Origin of the sequence: Methylobacterium sp. E-045 (assembly GCF_022829685.1) — a bacterium.
GTDB lineage: Bacteria > Pseudomonadota > Alphaproteobacteria > Rhizobiales > Beijerinckiaceae > Methylobacterium.
In genome coordinates, this window is sequence record NZ_JAKSYE010000118.1 from 50,755 (window position 1) to 72,032 (window position 21,278).

The following is a 21,278-nucleotide window of genomic DNA, read 5'->3' on the forward strand; positions in this document are numbered from 1 at the left end:
AGGCCCGTATGATTTCACACGGTTATTTTCCGCCCATCCCGCACCGACCAAGGGCGGACGAGGCGCAAAAGAAAGCCCGGCGCGGAGTGATCCAGCCGGGGTTCAGTCGCTTTGTTGAAGTACGGCATCGAATGATCGAAGCTTAACCACCTTGCATATTTGTTGAGCATCCATGTCATCGACTCCTCACTCACTCAAATCTGCGTGATCGAGTTAACTTTAGGGATGCGTTAAGTTGTGTGAGGTCTATCTAGATCAAGATAGCGCGCAATCGAACCGTTTCAGGGCATAAATTTGCCCGACATTGAGTTTCGTGCGGCCTTCGCTCTATAATGAGGAATATCGTCGTGCTGCTGCCCAATATTGCCATTCGAATCAAGCTGGTTGCTGCGTTCAGTTTGCTAACACTGCTTATGTTTGGGCTTGGTCTTTTCGGCCTACATTCAACAACTTCAATACATGGGTTGCTGCTTGACGTCCAGACAAACTGGATGCCCAGCGTAAGAGCCGCAGGCGAAATTAATTCTTGGACAAGCCGTTACACTACTAACGTTTTTCGGCATGTACTCAATACCGATGAAGCTGCCATGACAAGCATTGAAGCCGAGGGGGAAAAAAGAGCCAAAAAAATCTCGGAATTCACCAAGTCGTACGAGGCTTTGATTTCCTCTCCGGAAGAACGAGCACTTTTTGATGTTTTCAAGCGTGAGTGGCAAGATTTCACGAGGGAAGTTCAGCCGGTATTGATTCTATCTCGTCGGAATGAGAATGATCAGGCTCGGTCTTTACTTGATCAAAAAGCTACGCCGCACCAGAAGGCAGCGTTCAATGCGATTGAGGAAATCATCGCGGTTAACAACAAAGGCGCAGAGGCAGCTCAGCGGCAAGCATCCGACACCTACTCAGTGACGAGGACGCTTTCGCTTGCGTCCGTCTGCCTTGGCCTCATTCTGTCAGTGGCGCTCACCGTGTGGATCATTCGCGGAATTTCCGGTGGTATCTCTTCTGTCGTGCAGCCGATGCAGGCTTTGGCAGCAGGCGACCTTACCATCTCTATTCCTCATCAAGGGGCAAAAACCGAAATCGGCATGATCGCGGATGCGGTTCAGGTTTTCAAAGACGGTTTGATCCGTATGCGGGTTCTCGAAGAGGAAACAGTTCTTGCCCGCGCCAGTGCGGAAGAGCAGCGTAAGAAGGGCATGCGGGACATGGCTGATGGCTTTGAGCGGGCCGTAAGTGGCATTGTCAGCACCGTCACGGCTGCTGCAACCGAACTGCAGGCCACCGCCCAAAGCATGGCCGGCACCGCAACCGAGACCGCCAATCAGTCGACCACCGTGGCCGCGGCTGCTGAAGAAGCGTCAACCAACGTCAACACAGTCGCCGCGGCCGCTGAAGAGCTAGGTTCGTCCGTCCAAGAGATCGGCCGGCAAGTTGATGGTTCGGCGAGCCTTGCGCAAGCGGCTGTCAACGAGGCTGACCAGACGGCCGCTCTCGTGCAGGAGCTGAGCGGCGCCGTAGCGAAGATCGGCGACGTCGTAACGATGATATCGACCATTGCTTCGCAAACGAACCTGCTTGCTCTTAACGCTACCATCGAGGCGGCCCGGGCAGGAGAGGCGGGACGCGGCTTCGCCGTGGTCGCTGCTGAGGTGAAGGAACTGGCCAACCAGACCGGCCGAGCGACAGCTGAAATCTCTGCCCAAATCGGACGGATCCAGGGGTCGACGGGTGAAGCTGTATCGGCGATCGGCCGGATCACAGCGCGTATCCAGGAGATAAGCAGTGTAGCTACAATGATTGCTGCAGGCGTCGAGGAACAGGGCGCGGCAACTCAGGAGATTGTACGCAACGTATCTCAAGCTGCCGTGGGTACGAGCGAGGTGACATCGAACATCTCTGGGGTTGCTCGGGCCGCTGAGGACACCGGCGCTGCCGCCAGTCAGGTGCTGGGTGCGGCTGATGAACTGTCCCGCCAGTCAGAGTGCCTTAATGTAGAAGTGGCGCGGTTCCTCCAAACTGTTCGCGCTGCATAAGACGGGTTCGATCCGAACCAGATGACGAAAATCACGGGAGCGAAAACGTAAACTGATACGATGAGAGATCGACTATGAAAGAACTGATGCTTATCAGTGACGATTTTCGACGCACAGAGCGATTACTCCACGATTTACGGCTATCACTCCCGACGACGATCTACGATCTCTATGACCACATTCCTCCAGCAAATCCCCCTGTCATCGTCCTTAGTGATATCAGGGAATTAACGTCCGATGCCGTCGCTCGGCTGAAGCATCTCCTTAGCCAAGCCGGCATCGGCAAGAAGCCGCATGTCTTCGTCGTTTACAATGAAGGTCCGCGGACCCAAGCTTATGCCCAGATGCTTGGGGTAACCACGATGATTAACGCTGCGGCCTTCTCTACCCTGCCGCGAGTTATCGAACGCGTCGTGGTCGAGGCCGGGATGGTGCCTCTTTCAGTAAAGAAGCACGCCAGCCGGGCGCGGGAGTTTTTACGCGACACGATTATGGCTGGCGTGCTGACACCAACCGAGGTTGCGAACGGAACGGAGATCGTTGCCACTGCCATTAGCACCCACGGGATCTACGATTGGATCCGCGTAGTGCGCGACTTCGATGATGGAACGCACCAGCATATCCTGCTCGTTGCAGGTCTGGCAGCAGCCTTCGCCGGCACCCTTGGAATGTCGATAACCGACCGACACCGATTAGCTCAGGCGGCTCTCCTTCATGATGTCGGTAAGATCAAGATCCCTGTTGCCATCCTGAACAAGCCAGGTAGGCTTGACGCATCCGAGATGACGGTCATGCGAACGCACGCCATCGAGGGCTATCGCATGCTTATCGGGTTAGGGTTCGATGACGCCATGCTCGGCGTCGTCCGATCCCACCACGAGATGTTAGATGGATCTGGCTACCCCGATGGATTGTCGGGGAACTCCATTCCTGACTTTGTCCGGTTGATTACGGTCTGCGACGTCTACGGCGCTTTGATAGAAGAGCGACCTTACAGAGAGCCGATGGCCGCGACGGAGGCGTACTCGATCCTGGTAGGCATGATGGGAAGGTTGGATGCCGATCTAGTGCATGCGTTCAGGCCCGTCGTGATAGCGTCGGCGATGCACGCCAATCGCTTTGGAAGCCCCGTGTCATCACATTGACCGAACGCAGATATGACGGCGCTGACATTTCCGCGCTCTTTGATTCGGAAGGCCAGGATATCGCTGCTAACCCCATAGGAAGATCCGCCGCGGCGCAAGCCGGGCTGGGCCAAGTCGCCAGCTCAGGGAAGAGCTGCCCCTCGTAGAGGAACGCAAGGGCGGTACATGGGCTGTGCCGGGCTAGGTCATCAGAGCGGGCTGACCTCAACCTTGACCCGGATCACGGTCTCGTCCCCTGTCAGGGGCCAGCTTTTGGAGATGGCGATCGGTTGATATGCAACATCCCGTGAACCGGGATCTTAAGCCATCCCGTCGGCATCGTTCATCGGATCGAACATGCAGGCGGCGAGCTCACCTCGCACTCGAAGCGCCTCGATCCGATGCGCTCTTACGATCAAGGTCACGGCATCCGCTTCAGGCCTGCCACCCTGCAAGCGCAGATCGGCTGCAACACCTGCCATAACGAAAGCAAGGTGTTCCAGTGCATCAATTTTGCCAGTCAGAATTTCTATGAGCTCGGCTCGTATCTGGTCCATTTCGCAGCTCGCTCCTGAGCGGCAGGGGGCGCAGGTGGAAATGACGCCTCAAGCCATTGGGCCCATTGCGGGGCTGGATATTAAAAAGGCGAATAGGGAAAATCCCGCTGCGACCTAAGCCGAGCGCGCTAGTAGCTAATGCTCCTCAGAGGAAGCAGCCCCCATAGCAAGCGTCACATGGCAGGCATGTGGCATCGTGTATGCCCTTCTGCATCGCGTAAGCCAAGTCCGCGCTGGATCTGGAGGCGGTGCGTTTTAGAGGCGCCTAACGTGAGCCATCCGCCCAAGTGATGGACAAACCGGGTTCCTTCCGCTCCGGCGCATTCAGCGCGCCTGCAAGATCGTCGGCGTCTTTAAATGGTAGCCCAACCCGCCGGACACTTTTCACCAGCGCGGCCTCCAGCGTCTTCACGTTGTAGACCGTCCAGGTGTGCCACCCGTCCGCTTCGGGCAAAATGTCGTAAACGGGCGGCTCGTTGTCGTTCATCGGGCGCAACCCCTGAATCGGCAGGCCAGCATAGCCACGTCGATCCCAAACGAAAAACCCGCCCGGCTCAGGCCGCGGCGGGTTTGGGCAGGGCCTACAGAGTCGCAAGCCAATGCGTACGGCGGTGGGCGCCGTACGATCCCGCCTAGATGAAGAAATTGTCTGCCGTCAGGCTCGATGCAATCACATCATGCAAAATGATTTTATCAGCCGGGTTTGTGCTCGTGGCGAAGGTGATCTCAGTGTCCTGTCCCTTATGGACGGACCTGATGTTCACCTCATCGAAGCTGTCAACGATGTCAACGACATCGAGCCGGTCGTGGGTGACGTCGAACCGGTAGATGTTGTCTCGGCCAAAATCCAATGGCAGCTCGGTCAAGTAATGCTTCTGATAGGTGAAGATATCTCCGCCCGTTCCCGCGAACATCTTGTCGTTGCCTGCGCCTCCGATGAGGATGTCGGATCCACGTCCTCCATAAATCCGGTCGGCGGCCTCAGAGCCGATGATGACCGCCATGTTGCCCGCTGTGCTCTGCGACACGACGGTCTGGCCCGTCGTCATCGGCGTAAAATCGGCTGAGCCGCCATTGCGCACGTAGGTTTTCTCAACATTTATGAAAGTCCCGTCCGTGAAGAGGGACGGACCGACGACGATCATGATGTCAGTGCCACTGCCCCCGTCGACGATCATGGGGGTCTCTGACACAACGAGGCGGTCGTTGCCGCCCGCGCCGAACAAAGAGTCGTAGACGCTGCCCCCAATCAGCGTATTGGCCGCATCATCCCCAGTGAGGACGTCTTCATGAGCGCTGCCGATGATCCGCGAGATCCCGCTCAGCGTGTCACCCTCGGCGTCGCCGCCGGTGTTGATGCCGGTGAGGAGATTGACCGTTACGCCTATGGACGAGCTCGCATACGAGGCCGTATCAGTACCCCCTCCACCATTCAGAATGTCGGCTCCGGCGCCCCCTTCCAGCACGTCGCTGGCTGCGCCTCCCGTAAGGGTGTCGTTTCCTTCGCCGCCTGTAAGCGTGTTCACACCGGACCCACCGGTGATGATGTCGGCGAAATCACCGCCCTGGATCGTCACCGTTCCGGTGCGGTCGGAGAAGTCGAAGAAGTACCCGCCCGTCCCCGGCGTGGCGTCTACGAGCCCGGATCCGCCGCTGTAATAGAGTCGAGCGCTTGTTCCGCTACTACCCTCAATAACGTAGCTGCCTAGAAATTCATCGAGGAAGATCAGAAGATTCTCTGCCGGGTCGGCATTGAATTCGAACGGTGGAAAGATCACCGTGGTATCATTCACGTTGAAATCAGCGCCGAGGGTGACGTCGATCGTAGGCATAGCTCACCTTGCCAAAAGTATGTCGCAGGTATGAAAACTACCAAATTAGCGTTAATTGATAGTTTATGTCAACGCGCTGATGACGCTGGCATTCGTTCCCGGTAGCGGCGTCCGCCACGTGGATGCGTTCCTGGCGGTGAGAACTAAAAGCCCGGCGCGCCATGACGGCGGCCGGCCGGGCTTTTAGTTTGAGAGGCAGGTCGTGAGGTTAGGTCCGGAGGGCTAGCTCAGACCACGCACGCGTTGCCAATCACTTAGGGCAATGCTGCGGGCATCGCAGAGCGCGCGAAGCCTGGTTCCGTCTTCCCCACGGCCCGCCGGTTGGTCCGAGACTGCATTGACCATCTCGTCACCAAACAGCGCCACGAGCTCTGCAGCCCAAGCCGCGTCAGCCGCATGAAGGCGGCTGGCTGTGACCGACAAGAAGGGGACAGGTCTCGGGTGGGCTTTCGCATTCGTCATGCGTGCCGATACGGGCGACTCACCGCTCCGGTTTCAAAAATGAATACAAAATTTCTTAAAATTTTAAAGGATTGCCCCCTTTCGAGGTAGCGAGGCGAGTTTGAGGGTAGCGATCAGCTACCAAAGCTAATGCTTGACGAGCGCCTTTAGCGTGAGCCGTCGGCCCAGGTGACGGACGATCCCGGCTCCTTCCGCTCCATGGCGTTCAGGGCGTCGGCCAGATCGTCGGCATCGGCGAATGCTAGCCCCACCTGCCGCACGCCCTTCACAAGCGCTGGCTCCATCGTCTTGGTGTTGTAGACGGTCCAGGTGTGCCATCCGTCCGCCTCGGGCATGATGTCGTAGACGGCCGGCTCGTTGTCGTTCATCTGGCCCAAGCCCCGTATCGGAAGGCCAGCATAGCCACGTCGATCCCAAACGAAAATCCCGCCGCGGCGCGAACCGGGCGGGTCAGTCATTCAGAGGAGCATCGGGGAGGATAGCTCCGGAAGAGGTGGGGCACGGGGCGTGCCGGGGGCTATGGCTGCGAATAGTGACGGCACCTTCTGTCTGCGGTAACCCTGGCGCGAACAGGGACACGCACATGTCGGACAAGCCGAGCCATACCCAAGGCCGCAACGAAACTAGAGCAGCGCTCGCATCGGAGCGGGCGGAATTGGCCGAACGTGTATGGGGGGAAGTTGAAGTGCAGAAGGTCGCCGCCGATCAAAACACCGCACGGCTGAAGGCGCTGCGGCTGGAGCGCGATGCCGCTGTGGCGGCTGTGAAGAAATCCGAGTCGGACGCCAAACCATAGCTGGCGCCGCAGTAGCGCGAGCCTGCGCGTCCGGCTCTCGATCGCCTGCTCTCACTCATTTGGCAGAGAAAACCCGCCGCGGCTGGAAGGCCGGGCGGGTGAAGTGATGGCTCAATGGAAGAGCGCTCCTTGGGGAGGAACTACTTCAGTCTCGCAGCGCTGGCATACCAGCGTCAAGCCCCGAACGTGAACAGGTCACTGGGACCCGCGTGGATCTCGGCCACGGTCACGTCGTGCAGGATGATCTTATTGGCCCCCTCGACGCCGGCGAACGTGACGATGGTGTCCTGCCCACCGTGGAACTCCTTGAGCGTCACGCCGGTGGCGCCCGCGATGTCGACGGTGATGTGATCGGTCGCGACATCGAACTTGTAGACGTTGTCGCGGCCAAAACCGGCCTGGAAGTGGAAGGTGTCCGACCCGGCGCCGGCAAACAACTTGTCACCGCCGGCACCGCCCTCGATCGCATCCCCGCCCTTGCCAGCCTTGATCGTGTCGGCGCCGGATGTGCCGATGATCTCAACGCCATGGCCGACAGTGGACTGCGATGCGATCCTACTGCCGGTGATAACCTGCGACATGTCTAGGTGCGTGTCGTTGCGGACGTAGACACTCTCGATGCCGGTGAAGGTGCTTTCGCTAAGGCTCACGGAGCCACCGCCAGACACGAACAAGAAGTCCTTGTCCGATCCACCATCGATCATGGTCGGGGTGTCAGTGATCACCAACCGGTCGTTTCCAGCCATGCCGTAGAGCGCATCGCCACCGCCGTTGCCAGTTAGCGTGTTGGCTGAACCATCGCCAGTGAGGGTATCTGCAAACTTGCTGCCGAAAAGGTTCGAGATGTCGAACAGCAAATCCCCCTCGGCATCTCCGCCGGCATTCACGTTGGTCGAAAGATTGACGTTCACCCCAGCCGATGAGCCATTGTAGCTCGCCGTATCGATCCCGCCATTGCCGCGTATGGCGTCAGCGCCCGCGCCTCCCTCAAAGACGTTGTTACCTAACGACCCATTCAGCACATCATCCTTAGCGCTACCAATTACGTTCTGAATGTTCAAGAACGAGTCGACGAGTCGGCTGGTATCAATCAGATCGTAGGCGTAACCGTTATTAAGATAGACAGCGATGCCGGCATTTAGCGACAGCGAAAGATGTTCGTAACTGATCGTGTTGGTGCCCGACCCGCCGTCGATGGTGTTATTCCCGAGCCCCGCCTCCAGTACGTCGTTGCCAGCGCCACCATTCAGCGTGTCGTTTCCCGAGCCACCGCGAAGGATGTCGCCATGGTCGCCCCCCGTGAAATCGACTGCGGCAATGTTGTCTGAAAGATTTATATAAAATCCACCATAGGATTTGCTATAAAAAGCGCCCGCTCCATTGTTTGGATTTGACTCAAATTCAATGGAACTGCCTAGATCTACAGACTAGTAAGAAACATTTGCACCCTGATAGATTACCGCATCGAAAAAAGTTATTTGAGAACTTTTTTCTTCACTGTAATTACCGCCAACTGTGTACCTAATAGAAGCCATTCGACGGACCTTTCGAGATACAGATTATGCGCTGGGATTACTTATGTGATCGCGGTGTGCATGACCCTTCGCTTCTAAAAAAGGCGTGCGTGGCAACACTCTAACTCAGCGGTTGCAACCCATACTAGCTGCCCGAATGTAATGCAAATTAAGCAAAGCGAAGGCGCGCACCATGCGTCGTCTTAAGATGCAAATGGTTTGCAATTGGTACAGGAGATACGCGCTGCAGCCTCAAATGTGGGCATCCCGCCCGTGTGTCCGGTTCTCGATGGCCTGCTCCCTCTCGATCGCAGCGAGGAGCTTCGTGTGTTCCTTCGACTCGTCCTTGATGATCCGGACGCACTCGGCGATGCGACCGGTGTCCTCGATCTGCCGGCGGGCCAGATCGCGCATCTCCCTCATCAGATCAATGACCTCGCGAGGGCCCTGCAGAAAAGGTTGCGGAACGTCGGCCAGGGTGGCCGGCGCGGGCGCGGGGAGGTGATCCTTGTCGCCCTTCGCTCGCGTGACCATCCAGCCGATCAGGATCATCGTGCACCCGCCGACGAAGATCTGCATCACCTCTTGGCGGGCGATGGTGTTGCCCAGAAATTCCAGCCACCCCATTACCCGGCCATCCTCTTAAGCTTGTCCATGGCCGCGCCGATCCGGCTCTTGCGCGAAACACCGTCGAGGACGGCAATGTAGACCGACAGCGCCTCGAACCATGCGAGCGTTCCGAAGACCGGGATGTTGAGGCTGGGAGAGTGGGCGACGGTGAAGGCGTCCCAGATCAGGGCCATCGTGAATTGGCCCATGATGAAGCAGCTCACTGCCGCGCCGAAGGCTCGGAAATAGGCCCCCTTCGGACCGACCGTGACGTTGTTGATGAAGCCGTTGAGGAACAGGGCCATGACCCTGATCGCCCCGACGGAGCCGAAGACCATCGCCATGTTGGCCTCGCTGGCGCCCATCTCGGCGATGGGGCGCAGGGCGTTGCGCTCCATTGTGTCGCCCGGCATCGCCAGGGTGAAGGCGATAAGGAGCATCATCAAGGCCATGCACCACTCGAACAGCCGATAGGTGCTGTACGGCCCGGCGGGGTGCATCGGGAGGAAGGCGCGGCGGTACGGCATCCGCCCGCCTACTTCACGAACGACAGCGTCGACAGCGCCTGGACCAGCGGCGTCAGGGTGTTCTTGTCCGACACGGTCTCATCGAACTTGAAGACCCGGAACAGCCGCTCGGAGATGCCCTTCGGCCCGCCCATCTCCTTGATGAGCCAGTCGGGGGTCGAGCCGAGGATGCGCTCGAGCGCCACCTTCAGGACGGTGTAGCCGACGTCGACCGAGATGGCCTTGCCGGCGGTCGCGCCCTCTACCGCGTTCAGGGCGTAATCGGCGCCGGTCTGTAGCGCCCGGTCGATCCGCTGTGTCGTGAGCCACATGGAGATCCACCAGGGCAGCTTGCCGGCGGCATAGGCCACCGCAGCGAGCACAACGGGATACAGGGCCTCCACGGCGACCTTGAACAGGCCATTGGCCATGTCGCCCCACTGGATCGGGAGGGCGGTAGTCGAGGGCGTAGCACACTGCGCGAAGGCGACAGAGACGGCACAGGCGAACGCCAGCGCCGCGAGGAAGAAGCGGGTCATGATAGTCTCACGATGTCAGGGGTTGCGCGGCGACCGGCCGGCTCGGTAAGCATTGCAGGATGCCCTGAGCAGAGCTGGCACAGGAGGCTGCTTATGAGCGGCAGTGAGCGATCACACGCCTTGACGGTCAAGGTGTTCGAAGCTCTGTCCCCTACGGGTGAGACCGTCTCGGCATCAGTGTGGCCGATTGCGAACGGCGGTTGGGGGCTGTCCCTCTCCGTGGGCGACAAACTTGTCGGCGATGGCTGGAATGAGCTTCGCTGGAGAGCAGTGCAGCTATGTTGGACCGCTGCGCAGAAATATCTAATTCCTCCACGGGGAGGTGAGGACCATGAACAAGCGCCAACCCCATGACTGTTCGGCGACCACTGTATTGACGGGCACGGACATAGAGGCCGAAGAAGGGGTCACAATCAAAGCGGTCGCTGGCGAGACCACGACGGGCGTGGGCAGCGGCACGATCACCGGGGGCGCGTCGAGCGGCGTCAGGGTCGAGAACGGCGCGCTGACGGGCTTCGCATCGGTACTGCGGGCCTTCGGTGCCGCCTTGCTGTAGGGCGTGAGGAACTGGTCGCGCTCGGCGGTGCGCCGGCTGATGATCTCAGGCGGCTTGCGCCAAGACATGATTGCCGCGGCGCAGCCAGCCCGATCGCCCGCGTTGAGACGCTTGACGAAGGTCGACTTGCGGAAGCCTCCGGGGCCGATGTTGTAGCAGATCGAAACGAGGGCATCGCGCTCATGATCGGCCATCGGCACGGTGACAGCCTGGTCGACGGCAGTCTCGTACTGGACGAGGTCGCGGGCGAAAATGTCGAGAGCTTCGGCTTGGGAGATGACGAGGCCCGGCGTCACGGTCGGAGGGCCAGCCGCGGATGTATGGCCGACGCCGATCGTCCAGATGCCGACGCTGTCCTTGTAGGCGGTCGTCTTCAGCGCCTCGCGCGAGACGAGGGCTGCGCGACCGGTTGCCGTGAGGGCCATCGGAATTCCTCAGATCAGGGAGTTAAGGTCAAGGCGTGGATGGCCGCGAGTGCGAGCCCGGCGACGAAGAAGAGGAGCCCAACCAGCGTCACGACAGCCGCAGCGGCCATATCGTGCATGTCGGCCTCACGCCGTTCGGACATGGCGAGGCCGGATAGGACCAGCGCCAAGGCTATGGCGAGGAAGAGGGCAGACAGAAGCATCAGCGCCGCGCCGGCCGAGAGCAGACGAGGGACGGGATGCCCTCAATGTCGACGGCCACGCAGACCGGACGGCGCCGAGCGGCCATGGCTGGTGAGGCCAGCGCGCAGAGAAGCGCGAACGCGAGGATGACGCGGGCCATAGCGGTGCTCATGATGTCAGGGGTTGCGCGGCGACCGGCCCTCTCTGGAGGGGCGCTGGAGGCCCGTAGGCGTTGACCCGGAGGGGTCAGGCGTTGACTGTCGGCACTATGGCGTTGACTAGCGCCCCAGGTGCTCCACGAGCCCCAGCAAATAGCCGTTGATGTTGGCCGCCCCGATAGGGTTCTGCGAATGGACGTACCATTCGAAGCCGTCGAGGCTCAGGCCGTTGTCCATGACGAAATCGCCAAGCCAACGCGCGAAGTCGGCGCCGGTCGGCAGAGGCTTGCCAGCCTCGTCCGCGCCGAGGTCGTGATCGAACGAAATGAACGACGGCAGGCCGCGGGCCTGAACGAGCGCCTGAGCGGTTTCAAGCGACCGCACCACCTCCCACTCGCCGGCAGGCGGATCGCGCTCATCGTCGAGGAACAGGCGGTAGGTCACGGCAGCACCTTATCGTGGTAGTGTGGCCCCGACACGCCGGGGCGGCCCAGAGCCAGCGAGAGGCCCTAACCGCCCCACTCGAAGACGGTTAAGCGAACGGCGAAATCCTGCCGCCGGCCTTAGGATCCGACTGGGGTGCGTGTCGGATCAGATAGCGGACCTACCGCCTGTTCCACTTTCGATAAAGGTCATGGGTTCCAACATCGACGGCCTCATATACGTCGTCAGCGATTTGTCGAAGTATGATCCGGTCGCCCTGATTGACATTGATTATGAAATAACCTGGCGCCCCACCAAGCTTTCGTTTGTCGAACCCGGTCAGCAATGGCTCGAATTGGAACCTATCAATAGACATAGCCACTGTCCGCTGGCGATGAGGCGGCAGCTTCTTTATGGCCTTCTTAAAGGCCGGAGTGGGGATGACTCGAGCCTTCACAAGCTAGCTGAGGAGGTAGCTGGCCAGATCGCCCGGCTTATCAAAGGTTGGGCCACCTCTAGACTCAGGGTTCACCTCAGCTCGCATCGCCCGAAGCTCGGAAGAAACATCGACCCGCATATCAATCTCTTTGCCGATGATGGCGAAGAGACGCTCATCGAGATCGGCAAGCGCATTTAGCCTTCCTGACTGTCTCCGAGCCCGCTTTATTGTTTTGCGAAAGCGCTTAAACATCTTTTCGTGAAACTCAATGCGCTCATCGCTCACCATTATAAGATCGTCCAAAATCTCAATAATATTCTCCGGCCTATCATCGACAAATATCATGATACTCCAGAAGACTTCATGATTTCGCTTGAAGCCTTCCTCCAATTTTTTTAGGAGATTGTTCATATGGGCGAGAAGGGACTCAAGCCTGTTGCGCTCCTGGAATAGATGCGTGTCCGCCAGCCGCTCAACGATCGCTAGAGGCGACGTTGAAAGCGCGAGCACCATCTCCGAAAGGGCAAAATCTAGGGCCATGGGAAGGATCATACTCGGCCCCCTTCGATCCGGATAGAGAGGTGTGTCAGATCGCGAGCACGCGCTTCAGAACACTTCGACCTGCCGGATCAGGCGCCGGAACACGACGATGTTGATCCGCAGCGCCTCGGTGACGGTGGGCTTCCAGAGCAGACGCGGATACCGGGCGACGCGCTTCTGAAGCACGGGCACCTCAAGAACCGCATCATCGGCGTTGAGCCCTGCGAAGCTCTGCGAGGCGTCCACGAGGATCGTGCGGTTCGTGCTGTCGCCGCCGTAGAGGTTCGCGCGCAACGTGCTCGGCTGCTTCGTCGCCCCCCAGAACAGCACCGTGTCGATGACATAGGTGTCCTGGCCGTCCTGCGTCGCCATGCCGAGTTCGATCTCGTTCGTGGTCGAGCAGTCCACGCCCTCCACGGTCATGAGCACGCCATCCGGCCGCTGCCAGATGGTGAGCGGGCCATCGACGCCATCGTTGCTCTCGATGATGATGCCGCCGCGCCCATGGATCGGCATGCCCATGAGGAGCGGGTTGTCCTTTGTCCCGCCCAGCTGGAACACGACGCCCCGGCCCGGAACGCTCGGCAGCCCGCCGCCGGATCCGGTGCTGAACCCTCCGCCGATGAAGCTCATATCTTCAACCCCAAGCTGGATGCGATCTCGGCAATCTTCGCATACGGGACTTCCGTCACCGGGATTCCGTCGCGGATTGCGATGTAGAAGGCGATCGCCGCGGCCTCGCCGATGCTCATCCACGTCGGCTCCATCCGGAGCGAGCACATGACGATCTCGCTGACCGCCGGGCACCCGATCTCGAGCATGTTGTGGATGATGCCGGCCGGTGGCTTGATCGCGGCGAACGGCAGCCCCCAATACGAGCGACCGTCCTGGACGTCGTCGAGCATGTCGCCGTCCTGCATGTAGCCGCCGCCGGGCAGCGTCGCATGGCATTTGGCGTGGCTGTCGGCGTGGTATCCGCCCTGGCCCATCGACTCGAAGGTAAGGCCGCGCGCGGCCCGCCCGATGTTCTCGAACGAGATCTTTCCCGCGCACATCATGCGATGGCTGGTCCGGACGTAGAGGTGCGAGGACCAGCCACGCTGCCCGAACCATTCGGTGACGTTGTGGTTCGCAGGCAGGCCCCAGAGCGCCATGTTCGCCTTGAGGGCCGGATTCACCCGCGATGACGTCTGCGCGAGGTAGTACCAGCCGGCGGTGTAATAATAGTGCCACGCCCAGAACAGTCGACGCTGCGCCTTCGTCTTGCAGCGGATATACTCCATCGGCGAGCCCCACTGAGAGCCGCCGTTGGTGGTCATGCAATACTGATCGACGAACTGACCGGACGAGATCTGTTCGATGTTGGTGTAGACGCTGCCGCGCTTCGCGATCCAATCCTCGAAGTCGGCCTCACGGAATGGCAGACCGTCGGGGCGGGTCGGCGCCTGGAAGGGCAGGCGATCCGATCGCTGCGAGAACGTCGAGCGCCAGTTGAACGCCATGTTGCGGAGTTCACCGATACCGGGAGCCACGATGGTGTAGCCCTGGTTGCCCCGGATGATGTCGCCCTTGGGGTTCAGCAGGGCCGCCGGCTGGATGTTCCGGTTGTTGCTGTAGGCACCGGCCAGCAGCTCGTTGTAGGTCGCCCGGTTCTCCGAGCGGCCGGCAGTGTAGGGCACGCGAGCCGCGCGGCCGAGCTGCGCCTCGTAAGAGGCGGACGCGAACTGCTTCGCCCGCACCTGCCGGCCATCGGAGAAGGTGACAACGCCGCCGAGCTTGGTGACGGGATCAATCGCAAAATCAGCGATCTCGATATCCCAGAAGGGCTGAATCCCGGAGAGCATGCGGTCGCGGGCGAAGCGCCCCCATTCCGGCAGGTAGCGCCGGGGCAGATCCGCGTACTGCCGACCATACCCACGGACCTCCGCCGTCGGAGGTGTGGTGGTGTTATCTGCGGGCGAGCCGACCACAGCGCCGTCCGCGATGGCGGCGGTCTCGCAGTCGATGAAGAACTGGCGGCCGACACCGGTCAGCGTATCGGTGCTGGCCCCGACCCCGACATAGTCGGGCAGGCCGAGCCCCCCCGTCAGCAGGCCGCCTGGCCATTGAGCCTCGTCCGCCGTAGCGACGGAGAGGCCGAACTTGCGCATGCGCGCGCCAACCGAGAGCCCGGCACCACCCGAGCCCATGACAAAAACATCGACGTCTGCAACGATCGCCATGGCTTAGGCTCCCAGCGCGGCGTGGAAGGCCGTGAAGGCGTTCGCGAGCTTTGCCACCTGATCGTCGGTCGGCACGCCTACGCAGAAGCCCGCCATCCGCATGGGGGTGGTTTCGCCGAACTGCAGGCCGGACGAGGTGTTGAGCGCGCCGATTGCGATGGACTGCGCGCCGCCGGTCGTCTCGTTGATCGTCTTGGCGACGTCCTGCTTGAAATCGGCACCGCTGTAGTAGCGGAAGTTATCGACGTCCCGCCGGACATAGCCCTTGAGCCCGCCGTACCGGGGGATGCCGCTGATGATGCTCGACCCGGCGCCCGTGTAGACCGAATCCGCACCGTTGGACCGGTCCGGGTTCAGGCGCAGCACCGTGTTGCCCATTGAAACCTTGGCCGCGCTCTTGAGCGTCGGATCGGTCCACGAGAACATGCCGTGGCCCGGCAGCACCGAGAAGGCCGGCTTGACCAGGCTGTCGATGGCGTTGAGTCCGTTGAACAGGGTGCCCGCGAACGACGTGTCCGGGTAGACGTTGTTGTCGCCCTGCAGGATGCGCGCGAAGTTGTTCGTCCCAGTCCAGTTGATGAGACCGTCGAAGTTGCCGGGCGCCGAGCCGACCCAGAGGAACCCGCCCTTTTGCGCACTGAAGAGGTCGTTCCAGCCGGCGTCGAACAGCGTATTGAAGAGGGTGCCGATGGCCGTGCTCTGCGGAGCGGTCATTGCTGTGCCGTAGCGCGCCAGATGCTTCGCGGCCCGGTCGGACGAGTTCGGATCCAGGTTGACCGTGGAGGTGAACGTGCAACTGATCGGCGACCCCTCGGTATCCGACAGGAAGCTAACGCGACCCTGCTGGAGGGTATCGAGGAACAGCGGCATCCCTGGACCAAGAATGTACGACCCGCCATCCGTAAGGCTCGGAGAAATGCCCGCGAGCGCGACGGCGACATAGGCTGTGCGCGAAGTGTTCTGAACCCGCAGGTTCTGAATGATTGCGCCCGCAGCCGGGGCGGCAACCAGCGTTTGCTCGGCCTTGGAGGCGACCTTTGCCCCCTTGAACCAATAGACAGGGGGTGGTGCCAAGTAAGCCTCCACGTATTGTGCGAGCGTCAGGGGGGCGAGCTTTTTGATGAGCTTCGCGCTGTCATCGAGGATGAAGATGCGGTCTTCCGGCGCGATGGCGTCCGTCATCTCCGGAGCGCTGGTCAGGCTCTGCGACGAGCGTTCGACGCTCACGACGTCGATTGAGCCGGTGCCCTTGCCGCCGGGGATCAGATTGACGCGCCGGGTCCCGGCGGGCAGATCGACGGTGCCGAGGCCAGCAACGAGCGAAGCGCGGAAGGTGAAGGTCTTGAACCCCTGCGCGGCCGTCAGCGGGTCGACGGGCAGGGGTACGGTGCCGTTGTCGGTTCCATCTGGCTTGAAACACGCGAAAGCGAACGCCGGGGCGTTATTGGCTGGGTTCGCCGGCGTCGTCGTATCGTCAGCGCCACGCTTGATTGTGGCCTTGAACTCCTCGACCTGCGTGTCGTCGAGGAACACCTGCGCGATTGGACGAGCTGCTGCGACGCCGGTGATCCGAAGAGCCGGCCCCAGTGTGGTTGCGACAATGCTGTATGCGCCTCCCACCGTCAGCGGGACGGCCGCAGCCGATGTCGCGGCTATTGATGCCGTCCACGTGCGGATCGCCTCGCCGGGCCGCCCCCAGTACCGGGTCGAGCGAACGGCCGTGCCATCAGCCGCGAGATCGGTGCCGGGCGAGATGCCGGCCAGCCCCTCCAGGGTGGTGATGCGGGTGGCGAGGCTCGCGATCTGGTTGGTGTAGCCCTCGGCGGTGGCGAGGCGGCTTTCGATGACCGCGATACGGGCACCGACGAGGCTCGTCGAACCGAGGAGAATTGCCTGCAGGCGATCCAGGCCCATCCGACCCGTGGTCGGAGGCCCGTCACCGTTCAGCCGAAAGTCGCCAATGAACTCGAAGAGATCACCGACCGGCAGGTCCGTCGTCATCGGCATGCACAGGGTCTCCCGCGCGCCATCGCTCGCTTGAGGCGAGGCGGCGTCAGGTTGCTCGGATGGGTGGGGTGGGTCGGGTCAGGTGCGCCGCGGCGCTCAGGGCACCGGGGCGAGTGAGCAGGCCCAGGCGAGGAGGCCCTTGGTGGTGTCGCCGGCGTAGGAGATGGTCGTGCCGCCCGTGCCGAGGTTCAGACGATCCTCGACGGCCAGGGCGCCCGACGTGCCGGCCGAGGCCGACGTGGTGGCGGTGATGACGATCAACCAGAAGTCGGCGGAGACCTTCTGGATGGTCGCCGTGACGCCGCTGAAGGTGGTCCCGCTGGGAGTTCCGACGCTGATCGTCCCGGCGGTGAGATCGAACGTGGTCCGGACGTAGTCGCCGTTGCCCGTACCGCCGCTGTTGATGAGATCGATACGGCCTGCCGAACGGCCCGAGGCTTTCAGACCCCAGACAGCGCGGACCTTGGAACCCGAAGCGAGGCCCGTGGCCTTATAGGCGACGGTGTGCGTGCCGGTGGTCGCGGTCTCCGCGATCATGGTGGCTGCGGCGCCGTCCGGCCCGGTGCCGTTGAGCGCCGCTGTAGTGGCCGTCTTGATCCATTCAGCGTTCGTGAGATCGTTCGGGAACGAGTTCTTGGCCCCCGGCTGGGTGACGTAGAGGAGCGACTGCGAGGCGCTCGGCACGCTCGACACACCCGAACCGTTCTGCGCCGTCAGCCACCAGGTGATGTAGCCAAGCGAGATCGTATCAGTGAGCGTGTCGGTCTGGTTGGGATCGACCGCCTTGCTGGTGCTGAGGGCGGCATTGGCGAAGGTGCTGCCGAAGCCGTTGGCGCGGAAGAGCTGGACGCCGCGCGCGTTGCCGCCCGACTGCTTGATCGCGTGGGTGACGGTCGTCCCGCTGAGCGTGGCGGAGGTGTAGGTCGGCGCGTTCGGTGCCGCGGGATCGGAGACGGCGCGGATCGGCGAGCCGGTGGCGGCCACGAAGTTGCTGATGTCCGCCCCGGAATCCGTCGAGAGCGCGCCCTGGACCTCGTAATCCGTGGCATCCGATAGCGTGCCGGAGGCGATGGACGTCCGGCTGGACGTGTTGAGCGGGATCGCGGTCCACGTGGTCGAGCCGACGGGACGGTAGCGCCCGACGAGGGACAGGTCGGTTCGGGTCGGGGCCGAGCAGGTGAGCCGGAGGAAGGCGACGGAGGTCCCGCCGTTCACCGTAGCGCGCTCGATCGCGACGACGAGGCCGGTCGGGGACGGCGCATCCGTGGCGCCGACGGTGTGGGTGGCGAGGCCCGTGAGATCGCCCGCCGTGCCGCGCGTGGAGACGCCCCGGGCCTGATACTCGATGACGTCGCCCTTTGCGTAACCGGCGAGGAGAACGCTGCCTGCGCCGGCCAGGGCCGAACTGGTGAGCCACGTGGTGGTGCCGACCTTGCGGCTGAGCACCTGGAAGGTCGCGAGCGGCGTCGTGCCGGACGGGTTCGGCCGGAGGTTGACCACGACCGGATAGGGGTTTTCGGTCGTCGCGAGGCTCGAGGCGGACGTGCCGGAATCGACGCTGACGATGATCGGCGCGACGGGAATGCTGACCGGCTGGTCCACCACGGCGCCGGCGCGGCCGCTCCAGGCCGGGGGCACGTCGTTGGCGACCAGCGTCTCGATCTCCGGCGCGTGCGGGATCAGGGTAAGCGCCGCGGTGAAATCCTTCTGCGGCTGGATGCCCTTTACGGTGCATGCCTGGGAGATCCGGGTGGCCTTCCCGAACATGACGAGGTTGTCCATGTCCGGCAGCTGGCCGGGCCCGTCGAGGATAAGGACGTTCGAGGTGCCGGCCACGGTTCGGACTGGAAACACGTTCGAGGTGCCGTCGGCATAGCGGACGCGCGCCGCATAGCTCTGCCCCGCCTCCATCGTCAGCATCTCGTCGACGATGATGGCCGACAGGCTCTCTGGCTTGAGGATGATGCGGGCGGAGATCTGATCGCGGTCGAGAACGTCGTGCGAGAGCTCGACACGGTCGCCCCGGGTCGGCACCAGGCTCTCGAAGTCCTGATTGACCGTGAAGGTGTCGAGCCGGAGCATGATCTCGTACTGGCGCTTCCTGGCCTCCTTCCAGACCTGGGCCGGGTTGGTGATGCCGGGCAGTTCGAGCTTCTCGATGACCTTCGGCTGGCCGACGAAGCCGGGCCAGGGCACGATCCGGTCGGCCTTGGTGAAGCTGTTGGTCTCATCGAGGAAGCTGACGCGGAACGCGTCCGGAAAGGTCAGGTAGGCCCGCTCGCCCTTGAAGCCCCACGAGTTGCGCGGGGTGATGTGCGCAGCGACCGTATCGAGGGCGCGGTCGATGACGACTCCCCAGCGGTCCCCCTTGTCGTGCGGGCTCGCTCGGCCGGCAGCGGCGATGTCGGAAAGCACGTCGAGGACGGACGCCTCGTAGTCGTGGATTCGGTTGTAGGTGAGCCCGTTCGCGACACAGTAGGCGTGCCAGCCGCCCAGCGCGTCGACCTCGTCCACGGTCAGCGGATAGGCGCCGGCCGGACCCGTCAGCACGTGCCGGAAGAGCGAGGCCGGGTTCTGCGTCTCGCGCTCGATCCAGGTCTTCGAGGTCGCATCCCAATCCGGGCAGACGCAGAACGCGTCGCAATTGTACTCGTCGAGCGTGCCGTTTAGCTGTCCGGTCGCGCGGATGCGGATGGCCGTCACCGCCAGGGGAGTATCGAAGTTCAGCGGGTATTCGGGTCGGAACGAGCGCAGGGCCGACCATTGCGAGCGGCCGGTCCGCTGGATCTCCTTCTTCGACAGATCCTGGTCCGGACGGTCGAAGTCGGCGCTGGTGCGGGTGACCTCGACCTCGTACAGGCCGCGGTCGGTCACGTCATAGGGGAACGTGCGTGTAAACGGCTTGCCGGAGAGCTTGGCGTAGACCGAGATCGGCCGGACGGTCCACGGCTCGGTGCCGACTTTGCGGTAGCGCAGCGTGAAGGTGGCCTCGACGCCGACCTTCTTGCCATCCTTGTCGACGCCGCCGAGGCCGCCCGGGAAACCGATGTCGATCGAGAACGAGGAGATGTCCGCCTTCGTGTAGCGGGTCTGCGGGCCGGCGCCGGGGCCGCCGCTGAGCAACTCGATCGTCAGGCCGCGCTCGACTACCTGACGAGGGGTCAGCGTCAGCGCCGCGTCGCCGGCCCGTCCCTCGCGGTGCTCGGCCGTGACCTCCTGGTACTTCTCGAGCGGCGTCTCGCCGATGCGGTGGTTGCGCAGCGCGATCGGGCCGTAGCCATGGATGAAGAGCGCGGTGACGAAGCGATCGTCCCCGACCGATTCCGTATAGGGCAGCATCCCGTAGGGCGGCGTCGAACGGATAAAGCCGAGGATACCGGGGACGACTCCGTCGGGCTGCGCCTGATTGCGCAGGCCCTGGATGCCGTAGGTGGCCGTGTCCTTCTTGTCGCTGCGGATCGGGATCAGCGCGTTGATCAGGAGCGTGCCGGCAAGCAGCGTCGTTGCCGTGATGGCACCGGACAGCACCGTGCCGAGCGAACCGGTGCCGACGCCGCCAAGCCCGCCGAACAGCAGTTCGCCCGCCAGCATAGGGCCATAGAACTGGCCGGCAGCCACGGCCGCGACGGTGAGGGCGATGGTGAGCACGTTCCGCAGGATGTCGCCCTGCGGCACGACGCGGATCAGCACCTGCGTGCCAGGCTTCGGCTTCACCGCGTGCCAGAGGGCGTCCGCGATCGGGTGACCGTTGAGGGTGACCCGGAAGTAGGCGCCGCCCAGCCGCCGCCCCGACGGCATCGCCTCGGCAACCATCTGGGCGATGGTCTGTCCTGGCGCGACCGTGAACTCGACCCGGTCGCGGGTTGGGTCGAGCAGGTGCGGCTGTGCGAGAACGCGGACCGGTGCGTTCATCAGGCGGCCATGACCGCGTCGAGGATCCGTGCCTTGTGCGCATAGACCCCAACGAGCCGCGAAGCCCAGCGCCCGGTCGTGTAATCGACGAGGCAGCTATCCTGGCCCGTATCGATATGAAGCATGCGGCCGCCGTCGACGGCGATGCCGACGTGGTGCGCGAGCCCAACTCGGCGGAAGACCAGGATGTCGAACTCGGCAGCTTTACCGGCACCGACCTCAACCCATGGACCGGCGGACGAGGTCGCCTCGGCAAAGACCGCCGCGACCTCTGCGCGCTCCTCAAGCGAGGGCACCGCAGCAGCGTAATCTGGCAGGGGGATCCCGAGGCACTCGGCATAGACGAGGCGTGCGAGCCCCCAGCACGCGATACCATCGCGCGTGAGACCGCCGACCTGCCAGGGCAGGCCGATGTAATCGACAGACCAATGCATGAGG

21 protein-coding genes and 1 pseudogene are annotated in these 21,278 nt (G+C 62.2%); 3 read left to right on the forward strand and 19 right to left on the reverse strand.

The genetic code is table 11. The features are described 5' to 3' along the window. Positions 1-347 precede the first annotated feature (347 nt). Complete coding sequence (locus tag MKK51_RS21725; protein ID WP_243980832.1) at positions 348-2,036, forward strand: methyl-accepting chemotaxis protein; 1,689 nt, start codon at positions 348-350, stop codon at positions 2,034-2,036. Positions 2,037-2,110: 74 nt separating this feature from the next. Beyond that, the gene (locus MKK51_RS21730; protein ID WP_243980834.1) at positions 2,111-3,181 is read left to right on the forward strand and encodes an HD-GYP domain-containing protein; all 1,071 of its coding nucleotides are present in this window, start codon (positions 2,111-2,113) and stop codon (positions 3,179-3,181) included. 299 nt (positions 3,182-3,480) lie between these two features. On the opposite strand, the gene MKK51_RS21735 is transcribed toward MKK51_RS21730, so the two are convergent. The 4 genes from MKK51_RS21735 to MKK51_RS21750 form a co-directional block, all read right to left on the reverse strand. After that, positions 3,481-3,717 carry a hypothetical protein gene (locus MKK51_RS21735; RefSeq protein ID WP_243980836.1) on the reverse strand — a complete coding sequence of 79 codons (237 nt, stop codon included), beginning with the start codon at positions 3,715-3,717 and terminating at the stop codon, positions 3,481-3,483. A 265-nt stretch (positions 3,718-3,982) separates the two neighbouring features. Further along, on the reverse strand, positions 3,983-4,204 hold the full coding sequence (locus MKK51_RS21740; protein WP_243980838.1) for a hypothetical protein: 222 nt from the start codon (positions 4,202-4,204) through the stop codon (positions 3,983-3,985). 145 nt (positions 4,205-4,349) lie between these two features. Beyond that, positions 4,350-5,549, reverse strand: coding sequence for a calcium-binding protein (locus tag MKK51_RS21745; RefSeq protein WP_243980839.1), 1,200 nt, complete (start codon positions 5,547-5,549; stop codon positions 4,350-4,352). A gap of 608 nt (positions 5,550-6,157) precedes the next feature. Then, the gene (locus MKK51_RS21750) at positions 6,158-6,379 is read right to left on the reverse strand and encodes a hypothetical protein (RefSeq protein ID WP_243980841.1); all 222 of its coding nucleotides are present in this window, start codon (positions 6,377-6,379) and stop codon (positions 6,158-6,160) included. 215 nt (positions 6,380-6,594) lie between these two features. Here MKK51_RS21750 and MKK51_RS21755 point away from each other — a divergent pair, with 215 nt between their 5' ends. Continuing rightward, on the forward strand, positions 6,595-6,807 hold the full coding sequence (locus MKK51_RS21755; protein ID WP_243980843.1) for a hypothetical protein: 213 nt from the start codon (positions 6,595-6,597) through the stop codon (positions 6,805-6,807). Between the two features lie 173 nt (positions 6,808-6,980). On the opposite strand, the gene MKK51_RS21760 is transcribed toward MKK51_RS21755, so the two are convergent. The 15 genes and pseudogenes from MKK51_RS21760 to MKK51_RS21825 all read right to left on the reverse strand — a co-directional run bounded on the left by MKK51_RS21760 (position 6,981) and on the right by MKK51_RS21825 (position 21,274). Then, a complete protein-coding gene (locus MKK51_RS21760) occupies positions 6,981-7,868 on the reverse strand; it encodes a calcium-binding protein (protein ID WP_243980845.1) in 888 nt (295 codons plus the stop codon). Positions 7,869-7,979: 111 nt separating this feature from the next. Beyond that, positions 7,980-8,213 (reverse strand): annotated as a pseudogene (locus MKK51_RS27640) (calcium-binding protein); the annotation flags it as partial. Positions 8,214-8,573: 360 nt separating this feature from the next. Continuing rightward, entirely contained in the window at positions 8,574-8,900 is a 327-nt protein-coding gene (locus MKK51_RS21765) for a hypothetical protein (protein WP_243980847.1), read from the reverse strand. 47 nt (positions 8,901-8,947) lie between these two features. After that, entirely contained in the window at positions 8,948-9,457 is a 510-nt protein-coding gene (locus tag MKK51_RS21770) for a hypothetical protein (RefSeq protein WP_243980849.1), read from the reverse strand. A gap of 8 nt (positions 9,458-9,465) precedes the next feature. Beyond that, positions 9,466-9,975 carry a hypothetical protein gene (locus MKK51_RS21775; protein ID WP_243980850.1) on the reverse strand — a complete coding sequence of 170 codons (510 nt, stop codon included), beginning with the start codon at positions 9,973-9,975 and terminating at the stop codon, positions 9,466-9,468. 303 nt (positions 9,976-10,278) lie between these two features. Next, positions 10,279-10,956, reverse strand: a complete 678-nt coding sequence (locus MKK51_RS21780) for a lysozyme (RefSeq protein WP_243980851.1) — start codon at positions 10,954-10,956, stop codon at positions 10,279-10,281. Positions 10,957-10,970: 14 nt separating this feature from the next. Continuing rightward, positions 10,971-11,159, reverse strand: a complete 189-nt coding sequence (locus MKK51_RS21785) for a hypothetical protein (RefSeq protein ID WP_243980852.1) — start codon at positions 11,157-11,159, stop codon at positions 10,971-10,973. After that, positions 11,159-11,311 carry a hypothetical protein gene (locus MKK51_RS21790; RefSeq protein WP_243980853.1) on the reverse strand — a complete coding sequence of 51 codons (153 nt, stop codon included), beginning with the start codon at positions 11,309-11,311 and terminating at the stop codon, positions 11,159-11,161. Before MKK51_RS21790 ends, MKK51_RS21785 begins: the two co-directional genes overlap by 1 nt. 106 nt (positions 11,312-11,417) lie before the next feature. Next, a complete protein-coding gene (locus tag MKK51_RS21795; RefSeq protein WP_243980854.1) occupies positions 11,418-11,741 on the reverse strand; it encodes a cyclic-phosphate processing receiver domain-containing protein in 324 nt (107 codons plus the stop codon). Between the two features lie 439 nt (positions 11,742-12,180). Beyond that, positions 12,181-12,699, reverse strand: coding sequence for a hypothetical protein (locus tag MKK51_RS21800; protein WP_243980856.1), 519 nt, complete (start codon positions 12,697-12,699; stop codon positions 12,181-12,183). 66 nt (positions 12,700-12,765) lie between these two features. Beyond that, positions 12,766-13,332 (reverse strand): hypothetical protein, encoded by a 567-nt coding sequence (locus MKK51_RS21805; protein ID WP_243980858.1) that lies wholly within the window; start codon positions 13,330-13,332, stop codon positions 12,766-12,768. Further along, positions 13,329-14,921, reverse strand: a complete 1,593-nt coding sequence (locus tag MKK51_RS21810; RefSeq protein WP_243980860.1) for an FAD-dependent oxidoreductase — start codon at positions 14,919-14,921, stop codon at positions 13,329-13,331. The genes MKK51_RS21805 and MKK51_RS21810 overlap by 4 nt, the downstream gene beginning before the upstream one ends. Positions 14,922-14,924: 3 nt before the next feature. Next, positions 14,925-16,928 (reverse strand): hypothetical protein, encoded by a 2,004-nt coding sequence (locus tag MKK51_RS21815; RefSeq protein WP_243980862.1) that lies wholly within the window; start codon positions 16,926-16,928, stop codon positions 14,925-14,927. A gap of 96 nt (positions 16,929-17,024) precedes the next feature. Then, the gene (locus MKK51_RS21820; protein WP_243980864.1) at positions 17,025-20,840 is read right to left on the reverse strand and encodes a host specificity factor TipJ family phage tail protein; all 3,816 of its coding nucleotides are present in this window, start codon (positions 20,838-20,840) and stop codon (positions 17,025-17,027) included. Continuing rightward, entirely contained in the window at positions 20,840-21,274 is a 435-nt protein-coding gene (locus MKK51_RS21825) for an NlpC/P60 family protein (RefSeq protein ID WP_243980865.1), read from the reverse strand. Before MKK51_RS21825 ends, MKK51_RS21820 begins: the two co-directional genes overlap by 1 nt. Between the last annotated feature and the right edge of the window lie 4 nt (positions 21,275-21,278).